The sequence below is a fragment of the Acidocella aluminiidurans genome (genome assembly GCF_055383125.1).
The window spans coordinates 3,267,187-3,280,126 of sequence record NZ_AP031589.1; the positions used below are offsets into that span (position 1 = coordinate 3,267,187).

A 12,940-nucleotide genomic window follows, 5' to 3' on the forward strand; every position below is an offset into this window, starting at 1 on the left:
TGGCGCTGGCTTAGCGCATCGGAGGCTGACATGACTAGCGTGACGTACCGGGATGCCGGGGTGGATATCGAGGCTGGCGATGCGCTGGTGGAAGCCATCAAGCCGCTGGCCAAGGCGACGACCCGGGCCGGCGTGATGGGCGGGCTGGGCGGCTTTGGCGCGCTGTTCGATCTGAAGGCGGCGGGCTTTACCGACCCGGTGCTGGTCTCCACCACCGATGGCGTCGGCACCAAGCTGAAAATCGCCATCGAGACCGGGATCCACGACTATGTCGGCATCGATCTGGTGGCGATGTGCGTGAATGATCTGGTGGTGCAGGGTGCGGCACCTTTGTTCTTCCTGGATTATTTTGCCACCGGGGCGCTGGATGTGGATGCCGCGAAGCGGATCATCGCCGGCATCGCCGAGGGCTGCAAACAGGCCGATTGCGCGCTGGTGGGCGGTGAGACGGCGGAAATGCCCGGCATGTACGCCAAGGGCGATTATGATCTGGCCGGCTTCTCCGTCGGGGCTGCCGAGCGCGGGGCGCTGCTGCCGGCCGGTGTGGCGACGGGCGATGCGATTTTGGCGCTGCCCTCCTCGGGCGTGCATTCCAACGGCTTCTCGCTGGTCCGGCGGATCATGCAGGATGCCGGGCTGGGGTGGGATTCGCAGATTCTCGGCCGGCGCGCCGCGGAACTATTGACCACCCCGACCCGGATCTATGTGAAGCCGATGCTGGCGCTGCATAAGGCCGGGCTGATGAAGGGCGCGGCCCACATCACCGGCGGCGGCCTGCCGGGCAATCTGCCGCGCGCGCTGCCGAAGGGCTGCGGCGCCGTGCTGAACGGCCCCTGGGCGATGCCGGAAATCTTCCCCTTCCTGGCCCAGACCGCGAAGGTGGCGCCGGAAGAGATGCTGCGGGTGTTCAATTGCGGGGTGGGCATGACGCTGATCGTCAGCGACGCCGAGGCCGCGATGGCGCTGCTGCGTGAGGCGGGTGAGCAGCCTTTCCTGCTCGGCCATGTCACCGCCGAAGAGGGGATCGTCGTCGCAGGCCAGGATAAGCTCTTCGCCTGATGAAGCCGCGCGTTGCGATTCTGATCTCCGGGCGCGGCTCCAACATGGTGTCGCTGGTAAAGGCCGCGCAGGCGCCGGAGTTTCCGGCTGAGATCGTGCTGGTCCTCTCCAACAAGCCGGAGGCGGCGGGGCTGGAGATTGCGCGCGGGCTTGGGGTGGAGGCGATGGCCGTGCCGGCCAAGCCGTTCGGCAAGGATCGTGAGGCGCATGAGCGGGCGATCGACGCGCAGCTGCGGGCGCGGGATGTGCAGATTATCTGCCTGGCCGGCTATATGCGGTTGCTCACACCCTGGCTGGTGCAGCGTTGGGCGGGGCGGATGCTGAATATCCACCCCTCGCTGCTGCCGAAATTTCCCGGGCTGGATACGCATCGGCGCGCCATCGAGGCGGGCGAGGCGGAGCATGGCTGCACCGTGCATCTGGTCACCGAGGGCATGGATGAGGGGCCGGTTCTGGGCCAGGCCCGGGTGCCGGTTCTGCCGGGCGATGACGAGGCGGCGCTGGCGGCGCGGGTGCTGGAGCAGGAGCATCGCCTTTACCCGGCGATGCTGGCGGAACTGGCGCGCAAAATCAGCTTGCCTACGAAACAGGGCTGAGGATAGGTTTTCCGCAACGAAAACAGACGAAGCGGGAAATCTCACATGACCAGCACCCACCCGGAGGGCCATGCCCACGCCCCGGCCAGCGAGTATGATATCGATTTCGATACCCCCGCCCGGCAGGGCTGGCAGCGTTTCGGTAAATTCCTGGCGCTGAATGTGGCGGCGGTGGTGTTCGGGCTGTTGTTTATCGGTGCGCTGACGGTTTGGCGCTAGAGCAATATGTGTTTAGGTTGACGCGACAGCGGCAACTTAAACACATGAAATTGCTCGCTAAAACAAAACTTAGCGACTCAAGCTAAGAGCTTGAGGCGCTAATCCTGCGCGATCACCTGGCGCAGCAGGCGGCGTTTGGTGTCGGCGAAGCCCATTTTACGATACAGGCTATAAGCGCGTTCATTATGCGCCTCCACCTCAAGCAGCAGGACGCGAATGCCGACCTCGCGCGCGGCGGCGATGGCGAGGTCCACGGCTTGCCGGCCCAGCCCCTGGCCGCGCAAAGCCGGGATCAGATAGATATCGTCAATGAACCCGTCAGTGCCGCCATTCTCGACGCTATAGCCCAGCGTGAGCACGAAAAAGCCGGCGGGCGCGCCCTCATGTTCGAGTAAAAAGGCGGGGGCCAGGGTTTCACCCGCGCAGATATGGGCAATGGTGGCCTCTCCGGCTTCATCCAGCGGGGAGCCGTCCTCCAGGTGGAAATCCCGGCACATTTGCAGGAACAGGTCGGTGTCGGCCGGGGTGGCGCGGCGGGTGGTCAGGGTGGACATGGTCATTTGACTCTGATGCTTGCGGCGCGTTCCTCGGCGACGTCCAGCATCGCTTCCGCCGCGTTGCGGAAAATCAGGCGCCAGAGGCCGCGCGGCGGCTTGGGTTTCAGCCAAAGCGGGCGGGCTTTCTCGCCGCCCAGCGTTTTCACCAGCTGTTCGACATCGCCGAAGCCATCGATCAGCCCGAGGGCCTTGGCCTGCTCGCCCAGCATGTAGCCGCCATCGAAAATACGGGTTTCATCGCTGGTCAGGCGGCTGCCGCGGCGGCTGCGGACCCAGTCCTTGAACATGACGTGGATATCGTCGAGCAGGTTTTGGGTGAAGGCTTCGTCCTCGGCCCGGCGCGGCGCGAACATGTCGTTGCGGCGCTTATTCTCGCCGGCGGTGAGGGTGCGGCGTTCAATGCCATAGCGGGCGATGAAGTCGCTGAGGCCGAAGCCTTCCGTCACCACCCCGATGGAGCCGACGATGGAGAGGCGTGAGGCGTAGATCTCATCCGCCGCGCAGGCCAGCCAATAGCCCCCCGAAGCGCCGAGATCGCCGATCACGGCGGTGATCTTGATGTCGGTTTTTTCCGCCCGGCGGCGGATCAGCTGGCCGATCAGGTCGGATTGGGTGGCGGAGCCGCCGGGGCTCTCGATCGCCAGCACCAGATGGCCGGATTTTTTGGCCAGGGCGAAGCCGCGTTCCAGCAGCGGGGCGCAGCCTTCGAGGTTTAACATACCCGGCCGCGCGGCGATGATGCCGCGCAACTGCACCACGGGAATTTTCGGCTTTGAAAAAGGGAGCCACATGGCTCCCTTATCCGTCATTCCGCGGCGGAGGCAAGCTGTGCGGCGCGGCGTTCGGTGTCGTACATATAATCGCGGGTGAGCTTCAGGGCTTCCTGCTGGCGCACCAGCTGGATCTGGAAGTTCATATGGTCGGAGAGGCGGAAGGTCAGCTCGGAGCCGGAGAGGTAGAATTCAAACATCCGGCAGAAGCGCTCATCATAAAGCGAGGCGATCGTATCCCGGTTGGCGGCGAAGCGCCGGCGCCAATGCGCCAGGGTCTTGGCATAATGCAGGCGCAGGATTTCGATATCCGTGGTGCGCAGCCCCGCTTTCTCCACCGGACCCAAAACCTCGGAGAGGGCGGGGGAGTAACCGCCGGGGAAGATATATTTGGCGATCCAGGGGTTGGTGGCACCAGGCCCGTCGAAGCGGCCGATGGAGTGGATCAGCGCCACGCCATCCGGCTTCAGGCAGGATTTCACGGTCTTGAAGAAGGTTTCGTAATTTGGCGCGCCGACATGCTCGAACATGCCGACCGAGACGATGCGGTCGAATTGCCGGTCCATGGCGCGATAATCGATCAGCTCGAATTTGACGCGATCCTCCAGCCCTTCCTGCTTGGCGCGGGCACGGGCGGCCGCCAGCTGCTCCTCGGAGAGGGTGATGCCGGTGACCTTGGCGCCGAACTCCCTCGCCAACGTGAGCGCCATTCCGCCCCAGCCGCAGCCGATATCAAGTACTTCGAGGTCAGGCCGGTCCAGCTTCAGCTTGGCGGCGATGTGACGCTTCTTGGCCAGCTGAGCCTCTTCCAGTGTCACCTCGTCCGAGGTGAAATAGGCGCAGCTATATTGCCGGTCGCGGTCGAGAAAGAGGGAATAGAGGCGCCCGTTCAGGTCATAATGATGAGCGACATTGCTCTTGGAGCGGATGGCGTTGTTCGCCTGCAGGATGGGACGCAGCAGCCGCCCGAATGTTTGGGCGATTTTCAGGATGGGAAGGTTGGTGTCCTGGAGATTATCCATCATCACGCACAACACGTCGTGGATGGAACAGTTCAGCGGGATCAAGGTTTCGTTCATATAGGCTTCGCCGACGGCGAGGCCTGGATTTAGGGCCAATCCCTTAACGGCTTCGTTGTCCTTGAGCCGTATACCGGCCTTGAACCCTTCGCTCCCCCCATACTCGGTCCGTGACCCGTCGGGCCACAATACCAGGAGGGAACCGCGCCGCACCAGTTTGACTAGGCAGCGATCCAAAAGCTTTCGGTACAGCCAGATCACGTCAGTCTCCTTGTCTCAAGACTGAACGTAACTGGTTATTAACCACCGTTAAAAGAAGATGTTCAAGAAAAAAGGCCCCTACATTTTTTGCAGGGGCCTCTTTTGAATGACTGGAATCTGGTGTGAGTGCGGGGCGGATTAGGCCGCCGGCTCTTCCTCTTCCTGGCCGAAGAGCGGGCCGAGATCCGGCTGCTCGTCTTCCTCGCGGGCGATGGTCTCGCCACGCGCCTGCTTCTCCGCCTCTTCGACGGAGCGGGCGGCGTTCACCTTGATCTCGATATGGACTTCCGGGTGCAGCTCGACGCGCACGGTGGAAATGCCCAGATTCTTGATCGGGTGCACCAGCAGGACCTGATTGCGCTCGATGCCAAGGCCGGCCGCGGTGGCGGCTTCGGCGATGTCGCGGCTGGAGACGGAACCGTAGAGCGCGCCGGCCTCGGAGGCCTGGCGGATCAGGGTCACGGTCAGGCCATCGACGCGCTCGGCGACGCGCTCGGCTTCCTCGCGGCGCTTCAGATTCTGCGCTTCGAGGTGAGCGCGCTCTTTCTCGAAGCGCTCCTTGTTCGCCTTGGTGGCGCGCACGGCCTTCGCCTGCGGCAGCAGGAAGTTGCGGGCGTAGCCCGGCTTCACCTTCACCAGCTCGCCCATCTGGCCCAGCTTCTCGACGCGCTGGAGCAGGATCAGTTCAATGTTTGCCATTGGTCTCTATCCTTCCTCAGCTCAGCACATACGGCAGCAGCGCCAGGAAGCGGGCGCGCTTGATGGCTTTCGCCAGCTCACGCTGCTTCTTGCCGGAGACGGCGGTGATGCGGGACGGGACGATCTTGCCGCGCTCCGAGAGGAAGCGGGACAGCAGACGCACATCCTTGTAATCGATCGCCGGCGCGTTGGGGCCGGAGAACGGGCAGGATTTCTTCCGGCGGAAGAACGGGCGGCGGGCGCCAACGGCGGGGCGGCGCAGGCCGGTGGTCGGTTCGTTGGTCTCGGACATTAGACGTCCTCCTCAGCGGAATACTCGTCACGGTCGGCGCGGAATTCGTCGCGGGCGCGGAATTCCTCACGCTCATCGAAGCCACGCTTGCGGCCGGATTCAAAGCGGCCAGCCGGCTTCGGACCACGGAAATTGCGGTCACGCTCTTCGGATTTGCGGGAGAGAATCGCGGAGGGTTCCTCGTTGATCTCTTCGACGCGCACCGTCATGAAGCGCAGCACGTCTTCATTCAGGGTCAGCTGGCGCTCCATCTCCTGCACGGCGGCGGAGGGAGCATCGAGACCGAGCAGGATGTAGTGGCCCTTACGGTTCTTCTTGATGCGGTACGCGAGCGGGCGCAGGCCCCAATATTCGCGCTTCTGGATGGCGCCACCGTCGGTTTCGATGGTCTGGATCGCGGCGTCGGCGACAGCGTCGGCCTGCGCCTGGGTGATCTCGCTGCGCGCGATCACCACGGTTTCATATAACGGCATATGTCCCCCCTCTGGCTTGATCAGCTCTGGCCCTGATCAGGGCCGCCCGGAATTGGGGTGAGCATAGCCGGGCACGATGCCACGCACCCGGCAGGGAAGGCGCGGCTTAAGCATGACGGGGCGGGGAGTTCAAGAGGAATTGTTGGAAATCCGCGCCAAAAACCAGGATTTCCAAGGCATGGCAGGCCATCACCGCTGGCGGGGTCAGCCGGCGGGGTCAGAGAGCGAGGGTGGCTTCCATGATGTCCGGCTCCTCGGGCATCCGCGCCAGGCTGAAGCCGAGCCGTTTGATGAAGGCCAGCATCGGTGCGTTATCCGCCAGAATCTGGCCGGAAATCTCTTTCACCCCCTGGGCGCGGCCCCATTCGATGACGCTTTTCATCAGCGCCGTGCCGAGACCGAAGGTCTTGGCGCCGGGATCGATGGCGACCGCGAATTCGGCCGAGGTGCCGTCCGTGTCGTTGCAGACCAGCCGGGCGACGCCGACCGTGTCGCCCGTGGCCTCATGGACGGCGATCATCGCCATCTCGCGGGAATAATCGACATCGGCGAGGCGCACGATCTGCTCGATCGGCAATTGCTTCATCGGCGAGAAGAACCGGTAGCGCATATCTTCCGAGGAGAAGCGCGCGATCATCGCGGCATGGGCGTCGGCATCCTCGGGGCGGATCGGGCGCAGGACGAAATTCTGGCCGCGGGCGGTGTAATGGCGGATCAGCTCACTCGGGTAAGGCGGGATGACCAGAGCCGGGCGGGCGGCGCCTTCAGGGCGCAGCCAGATGCGGGCGCTGGCCGCCACCGCGCCGCGCGGTGAGGCGAAGAGAGGGTCGATATCGAGAGCCTGGATTTCGGGCGTATCGATGATCAGCTGCGAGACCCGGACCAAGGTCGCGGCGATGGCCTCTTCGTCCGCCGCCGCCTGGCCGCGATGCGCCACCAGCTGGCGGGCGATCGGGGCGCGGTGGATCATCGCATGCGCCAAAGTGAGGTTGAGCGGCGGCAGGCCGGCGCTGAGATGAGAGATGGTCTCAGGGTCGCCGCCGCCTTCGCCAAAGCTGATCACGGGGCCCAGCATCGGGTCTTCACTGACTCGGATCCGCAGCATGGTGCCGTGCGGCGCCTGCGCCTGCACGACGAAGCCGGCCTTGCCGATATCCGCCTTCAGGCTCTGCAACTGGCTCAAAATCGCGCGGGCGGCGGCGAGGACGGCGTCGGGGTCGGGCAGGTTAAGCACCACGGAGCCGGCCAGCAGGTGGGTCGGCACATCCGGATGGGCGAGTTTCAGCACCGCCGGGAAGCCCAGCGTCGCCGCGGCGGCTGCGGCTTCGCCTGGGGTGTTGACGTGGCGGCTCTCCAGTGTCGGGATATGATAGGCGCCGATGATCGCCAGCGCTTCGTCCTGCACCAGCTGGTCGCGCCGCTCGGCCCGGGCGGCTTCGATGCGTCCCATCACGCTGGCGCTGTTGGGCTGCACCTGCAGCACCGCGGCGGCGGGAAGTTCGCGCGCCTGGGCGCGGTTGCGGCGGTTTTCCAGCAGATGCCGGAAGCCGGCAATGGCGGCCTCCGGACTGTCGAAACAAGCCAGCCGGGCCTGGCTCAGCGTATGCCGGTGGCCAAGCCCGGTGGCCTCGCCCATGACGGCGATCAGCAACGGGATCTTCACGGTCTTCGCGCAGGCGGTCAGGGCCGCGATCACAGCGTCGTCATCCTCGCCGGAGGGGGCGTGGATGACCAGAATGCCGCCAATCTCAGGCGCCGAGGAGAGCAGGGCGGCGATGTCGGCCATCGCGGTCGGGCTTGTCTTGCCGGCGAAAATCGGCCCGGTGGCGGGCGGCACCCGGTCGGCGGCGAGGCTGAGGATTTGCGCGGATTCCGGGGAGAGTGTGGCGAGTTTCAGCCCGGCGCGCAGCGCCTCGTCCGCCGCCAAGCGCCCGAGAGAAACCGAATTGGTGACGATGGCCAGGGTTTCGCCGCGGGCGGGCTTCACCCGGGTCAGCGTCTCGGCCGCGGCCAGAAATTCGCTGACCGATGCGGTGAGCAGCACGCCGGCGCGCGCCAGTGCCGCTTCCATCCCGGCATAGGCGCCACCGCTCGGGTCCTTCAGCCGCAAACCAGGGGCAATGGCGACCACCGGGCGCAGCCGTGCTGCCATGCGCGCGGCGGAGAAAAAGGCGCGCGGGTCGCGCAGCCGGTCGATCTCGACCATGATCGCCGCCGTGCCGGGGTCGCGGCCGAGATGGTCGAGCACCAGCCCGAAGCCGATTGTCGCATCATTGCCGCCAATGCCGATCAGATGGCTGAACCCAACCTTGTTCGGCACCGCCCAGTCGATGACCGTGCGGGCGATGGCGGAGGACTGGCCGACCAGCGCCACCCGGCCTTTGCCCGGCACAAACGGCAAGGGGCTGGCATTTAGCCCCAACCCAGGCAGCACCATGCCGAAACTATGCGGCCCGAGCGTGCGGATGCCCGCCTCCAGCGCCATCTCGCGCAGGCCGGGGCCTTGCATATAAGACAGGACAATGGCGCCTCGCGCCCCGCGCGCCGCATGCGCGGCCAGGGCGGCCGGGATGTGTGGCGCGTCGTCCGCGACCAGGGCCAGATCGGCATTCGCCACAGGATCGTGCTCGGCGGTGCCGATGGGGCCGGTAAAGCCGCCGGCGCGCAAATTTTCCAGCACTTTTGCGCCGAGCCTGGTCAGGCTGCCGCTAAGGCAGATGGATGCCGGGTGAAACAGGCGTGCCGGATCGAAATGCCGCTTCGCCGCCGTGGTCATAATGCGCCTCCTGCTTGTCCCCGCTATACACCGGGGGCGAGGCTGTATCCATGTCGCTTGCCCTGGCGGGCGGGAAGCGACCTGGGGTATGAGACGCAAGCATGGACTCTTACGACCCTCCCGCCCCTGGCCTGCCCCCGCGTCTCCCGCCCAGCAATATCGAGGCCGAGCAAGCGCTGCTGGGCGCGTTGTTGGCGAATAACAAGGCGTTCGAGCGGGTTTCGGACTTCCTGGCGCCCGAGCATTTCGCCGATCCGATCCATGGCCGGATATTTCAGGCCATCGCGCGGCGGTGCGAGCAAAATCAGGTGGCGGACCCGATCACTTTGCGCGCCGAATTGGAGCATTCCGGCGTGCTGGAGGAGGTGGGCGGCACCGCCTATCTGGCGCAGCTGCTCTCCGCCATGGTCGGCATCATCAATGCCGGCGATTACGGGCGGTTGATCCATGATGCCTGGCTGCGCCGGCAGCTGATCGATATCGGCGAGGTCATGGTGAATGATGCCTTCGCCTCCGAAGCCGAGCTGGATGGCAAGGCGCAGATCGAGCGCTCCGAGCAGGCCTTGTTCAACCTCGCCACCAAGGGCGGCGCCGAAGGCAAGGGAATCTCCTTTCACGATGCGCTGGTCGCCGCGATTGAGTTGGCGGAAAAGGCGTTTCGCAATCAAGGCTCGGTCTCCGGCCTGGATACCGGCCTGCGGGATCTGAACAAGCGCACCGGTGGTTTGCATAAGTCGGACCTGGTGATTCTCGCCGGGCGCCCGGGTATGGGCAAAACCGCCTTGGTGACCAAGATTGCCTTCGGGGCCGCCAAGGCGATGCTGAATAATGCCCGCGCCGAGAACCCGAATGCCATGGCCAATCAATGCGTGGCGATCTTTTCGCTGGAAATGAGCGCGGACCAGCTGGCCACCCGTCTGCTGGCCGAGCAGGCGCGGGTTTCGGGCGACAAGATCCGGCGTGGTGAGATTTCGACCAAGGATTTCGACACATTCGTGCGCGTCAGCCGAGAGATCGCGGACGTGCCGCTGGTGATCGATGACACCCCGGCGATCACCCTCTCCGCCTTGCGCACGCGCTGCCGGCGCTTGCAGCGCACCCAGGGGCTGGGGCTGGTGATCGTGGATTATTTGCAGCTGATGCGCCCGGCCTTGGGCACCAAGCCGGAAAGCCGCGTGCTGGAAATCAGCCAGATCACCCAGGGATTGAAAGCCATCGCCAAGGAGTTGGCGGTGCCGGTGATTGCTCTTTCCCAGCTCTCGCGTTCGGTGGAGAGCCGTGACGATAAGCGCCCGCAGCTCTCGGATCTGCGCGAATCCGGCTCCATCGAGCAGGACGCGGACATGGTGATGTTCATCTACCGGGATGAATATTACCTGGCGCAGCGCGAGCCGAAGATCACCACCTTCGAGAACGAGGCGAAATATCAGGAGGCGCATGAAAAATGGAAGGCGGATATGCAATCCGTCTACCAGAAGGCGGAGCTGATCGTCGCCAAGCAGCGTCACGGCCCCACCGGCAAGATCGATCTGCTGTTCGAGGGTGAGTTCACCAGGTTCGAAAATCTCGATACGCATCATAATGATGAGATGATGTGACGGCCTTTCTCGACATCGATCTCGGGGCTGTTGTCGCTAACTGGCGGCTGCTGGCGGGGATGACCAAGGGTGAGGCCGCTTCCGTGGTGAAGGCCGACGCCTATGGGCTGGGGGCGGCGCGGGTGGCGTCGGCCCTGGCGGCGGCGGGCTGCACGACCTTTTTCACCGCGCACCTGGCGGAAGCGGTGGCGCTGCGCGAGATTCTGCCCGATGCGCGGATTTTGGCGTTGAACGGGGTGGCGCCGCATAGCGCGGCGGCCTTCATCGCGCACAAGTTGATCCCGGTTTTGGGCTCGCTGCATGATGTCGAGCAATGGCGCGCGGCGGCCAATCGGCTGGAGCGCAAATTGCCGGCCTTTCTGCATCTGGAGACCGGGATGAACCGGCTGGCGCTCTCGGTGCAGGAATTGGCGATATTGCAGGCGCAACCCGAGCGGCTGGAGGGTGTCGTGGTTGATACGGTGATGACCCATCTCATTGCCGCCGAGACGCCGGATGATCCACGCAATGGCGCGCAGCTGGCGCGGTTTCTGGCGCTGGCGGGGCAATTTCCGGGGGCGAAACGCAGCATCGCGAATTCGCCGGGCAGTTTCCTGGGCGAGGCGTTTCATCTGGATCTGATCCGTCCAGGTGCTGCCCTGTACGGGCTCAACACCAGCCCCGCGCAAGCCCAGTCGATGCGGCCGGCGGTCAGGTTGCGGGCGCCGATCCTGCAGATCCATGACATTCAGCCCGGCACCTCCGTTGGCTATGGCGGTGCCTGGACCGCGCAGCGCCCCAGCCGGATCGCCACCATCGGCGTGGGCTATGCGGATGGTCTGCATCGCAGCCTTTCAAATCGCGGCAGTGCGGTTTTTGACGATACCCCGGTTCCCCTGGTAGGCCGGGTATCGATGGATCTATCCACCTTCGACGTGACCGACGTACCGGCCAAGCCGGGCGATCTGCTCACCCTCCTCGATCCGGCCCATGGCCCGGATGCGCTTGGACGTGAAGCGCAGACCATCGGCTATGAAATACTGACCTCTTTGGGGCGCCGCTATGAGCGGCGATATATCGACGCATGACGATCCTGTTGGATGCGGTGGCCTGGCTCGGCGCGCTCGTGCTTGGGGTCGTGGAATATATCGGCGAGCTGGCGATCTTCGCGCTGCGCGGCGTGTCGCATATGGTCCGGCCACCTTTTTATCCGCGCCAGCTGGCCCGCGCCTTTATGGAAATCGGATTTTTCTCGCTGCCGGTGGTGGCGCTCACCGCCTTGTTCACCGGCATGGTGCTGGCGCTGCAATCCTATACCGGCTTTTCCCGCTTCGGCGCGGAAAGCGCCATTGCGTCGGTGGTGGTGCTCTCCGTGACGCGTGAGTTGGGGCCGGTTTTGGCCGGGCTGATGGTCTCCGGGCGCGCCGGTGCGGCGATCGCCGCCGAGCTGGGCACGATGCGGGTGACGGACCAGATTGACGCGCTCTCCACCTTATCCACCGATCCGATGAAATATCTGGTGGCGCCACGCCTGCTGGCCGCGACCATCGCCTTGCCGCTGCTGGTGATGCTGGCCGATATTCTGGGGGTGATGGGCGGGTTTCTGGTGGCAACGCAGAAATTGGGGTTCTCCTCCGGCGGATATCTCACCAGCACATTTTCCAATTTGCAGAGCCAGGATGTCGTTTCCGGCCTGATCAAGGCGGCGGTGTTCGGGTTCGTGATCGCGCTGATGGGCTGCTTTAATGGTTACCGTTCGCGCGGCGGCGCGCAGGGCGTCGGCGCGGCGACGACCTCGGCTGTGGTGTCTGCATCCATTCTGATTCTGGCGCTCGATTACGTGCTGACACAGGTGTTGTTCGTCAAATGAGCGAGATCAAAATCCGTATCCGGGGGCTGAAGAAGCATTTCGGGGCCAAGAAGGTGTTGGATGGGGTGGATCTCGATATCGCCGCCGGCACTGGGCTGGTGGTGATCGGCGGGTCCGGCACCGGCAAGTCGGTATTGCTGAAATCGATTCTGGGGCTGGTCACCCCTGATGCCGGGGTGATCGAGATCGACGGGGTGGATGTGTTGAAGGCTCCCGCCGCGCAGGCGCGGGCCTTGCGTCAGCAGATCGGCATGCTGTTCCAGAACGGTGCCTTGTTCGACTCTTTGTCGGTCTGGGAAAATGTCGCCTTCGGCCCGCTGGCGCAGCGCAAGGTGAGCCGGGCGAAGGCCAAGGATCAGGCCATCGAGGTTTTGGCCCAGGTCGGGCTGGGGGCGGATGTGGCGGGCTTGTCGCCCGCGGAACTGTCCGGCGGCATGCAAAAACGCGTCGGTCTGGCGCGGGCGATCGCCGCGCGGCCGGCGATCATGTTCTTCGACGAGCCGACGACGGGGCTGGACCCGATCATGGGTGCCGTCATCGACGAATTGATCGTCGATTGCGTTAAAAAGCTGGGCAGTACCTCGATTGCCATCACCCATGACATGGCCTCCGCCCAGCGCATCGGCGACAAGGCGGCGATGCTTTATGAGGGGCGGATCAGCTGGACCGGCCCGGCGCCGGAATTGCTGACCACGACCGACCCGGTGGTGGAGCAATTCACCCACGGACGCGCGCACGGGCCGATCAAGATGGCGCTCAGAAAATAGCCACG

At 64.6% G+C, this 12,940-nt stretch carries 14 protein-coding genes; 7 read left to right on the top strand and 7 right to left on the bottom strand.

Annotation, left to right across the window (positions count from 1 at the left end; translation table 11 throughout):
- Positions 1–30 precede the first annotated feature (30 nt).
- From purM to ACZ46S_RS16105, 3 genes are read left to right on the top strand one after another with little or no spacing between them, the layout of a single operon-like run.
- On the top strand, positions 31–1,059 hold the full coding sequence (gene purM, locus ACZ46S_RS16095) for a phosphoribosylformylglycinamidine cyclo-ligase (RefSeq protein WP_464062567.1): 1,029 nt from the start codon (positions 31–33) through the stop codon (positions 1,057–1,059).
- Positions 1,059–1,655, top strand: coding sequence for a phosphoribosylglycinamide formyltransferase (gene purN / locus ACZ46S_RS16100; RefSeq protein ID WP_295737183.1), 597 nt, complete (start codon positions 1,059–1,061; stop codon positions 1,653–1,655). The genes purM and purN overlap by 1 nt, the downstream gene beginning before the upstream one ends.
- A 45-nt stretch (positions 1,656–1,700) precedes the next feature.
- Positions 1,701–1,874: a hypothetical protein gene (locus ACZ46S_RS16105; RefSeq protein ID WP_155992649.1), complete on the top strand. Its 174-nt coding sequence runs from the start codon at positions 1,701–1,703 to the stop codon at positions 1,872–1,874.
- Between the two features lie 98 nt (positions 1,875–1,972).
- On the opposite strand, the gene ACZ46S_RS16110 is transcribed toward ACZ46S_RS16105, so the two are convergent.
- From ACZ46S_RS16110 to ACZ46S_RS16140, 7 genes are all read right to left on the bottom strand, one after another.
- Positions 1,973–2,434, bottom strand: coding sequence for an N-acetyltransferase family protein (locus ACZ46S_RS16110; RefSeq protein ID WP_464062568.1), 462 nt, complete (start codon positions 2,432–2,434; stop codon positions 1,973–1,975).
- Positions 2,431–3,222 carry a S49 family peptidase gene (locus tag ACZ46S_RS16115; protein ID WP_464062569.1) on the bottom strand — a complete coding sequence of 264 codons (792 nt, stop codon included), beginning with the start codon at positions 3,220–3,222 and terminating at the stop codon, positions 2,431–2,433. Before ACZ46S_RS16115 ends, ACZ46S_RS16110 begins: the two co-directional genes overlap by 4 nt.
- A gap of 14 nt (positions 3,223–3,236) precedes the next feature.
- Positions 3,237–4,472, bottom strand: a complete 1,236-nt coding sequence (locus ACZ46S_RS16120; protein ID WP_464064297.1) for a class I SAM-dependent methyltransferase — start codon at positions 4,470–4,472, stop codon at positions 3,237–3,239.
- 147 nt (positions 4,473–4,619) lie between these two features.
- Positions 4,620–5,180 carry a 50S ribosomal protein L9 gene (gene rplI / locus ACZ46S_RS16125; RefSeq protein ID WP_464062570.1) on the bottom strand — a complete coding sequence of 187 codons (561 nt, stop codon included), beginning with the start codon at positions 5,178–5,180 and terminating at the stop codon, positions 4,620–4,622.
- 16 nt (positions 5,181–5,196) lie between these two features.
- On the bottom strand, positions 5,197–5,472 hold the full coding sequence (rpsR, locus tag ACZ46S_RS16130; protein WP_008494494.1) for a 30S ribosomal protein S18: 276 nt from the start codon (positions 5,470–5,472) through the stop codon (positions 5,197–5,199).
- On the bottom strand, positions 5,472–5,945 hold the full coding sequence (gene rpsF / locus ACZ46S_RS16135; RefSeq protein WP_295737200.1) for a 30S ribosomal protein S6: 474 nt from the start codon (positions 5,943–5,945) through the stop codon (positions 5,472–5,474). The genes rpsR and rpsF overlap by 1 nt, the downstream gene beginning before the upstream one ends.
- Positions 5,946–6,162: 217 nt before the next feature.
- Positions 6,163–8,721 (bottom strand): bifunctional acetate--CoA ligase family protein/GNAT family N-acetyltransferase, encoded by a 2,559-nt coding sequence (locus tag ACZ46S_RS16140; RefSeq protein WP_464062571.1) that lies wholly within the window; start codon positions 8,719–8,721, stop codon positions 6,163–6,165.
- Between the two features lie 101 nt (positions 8,722–8,822).
- On the opposite strand from ACZ46S_RS16140, the gene ACZ46S_RS16145 reads away from it, so the two are divergent.
- From ACZ46S_RS16145 to ACZ46S_RS16160, 4 genes are read left to right on the top strand one after another with little or no spacing between them, the layout of a single operon-like run.
- Positions 8,823–10,319, top strand: a complete 1,497-nt coding sequence (locus tag ACZ46S_RS16145; protein WP_295737206.1) for a replicative DNA helicase — start codon at positions 8,823–8,825, stop codon at positions 10,317–10,319.
- Complete coding sequence (gene alr, locus ACZ46S_RS16150) at positions 10,316–11,386, top strand: alanine racemase (protein ID WP_464062572.1); 1,071 nt, start codon at positions 10,316–10,318, stop codon at positions 11,384–11,386. The genes ACZ46S_RS16145 and alr overlap by 4 nt, the downstream gene beginning before the upstream one ends.
- Entirely contained in the window at positions 11,383–12,168 is a 786-nt protein-coding gene (locus ACZ46S_RS16155) for an MlaE family ABC transporter permease (protein ID WP_295737211.1), read from the top strand. The genes alr and ACZ46S_RS16155 overlap by 4 nt, the downstream gene beginning before the upstream one ends.
- Positions 12,165–12,935, top strand: a complete 771-nt coding sequence (locus ACZ46S_RS16160; protein ID WP_464062573.1) for an ABC transporter ATP-binding protein — start codon at positions 12,165–12,167, stop codon at positions 12,933–12,935. The genes ACZ46S_RS16155 and ACZ46S_RS16160 overlap by 4 nt, the downstream gene beginning before the upstream one ends.
- The last annotated feature ends 5 nt before the right edge of the window (positions 12,936–12,940 follow it).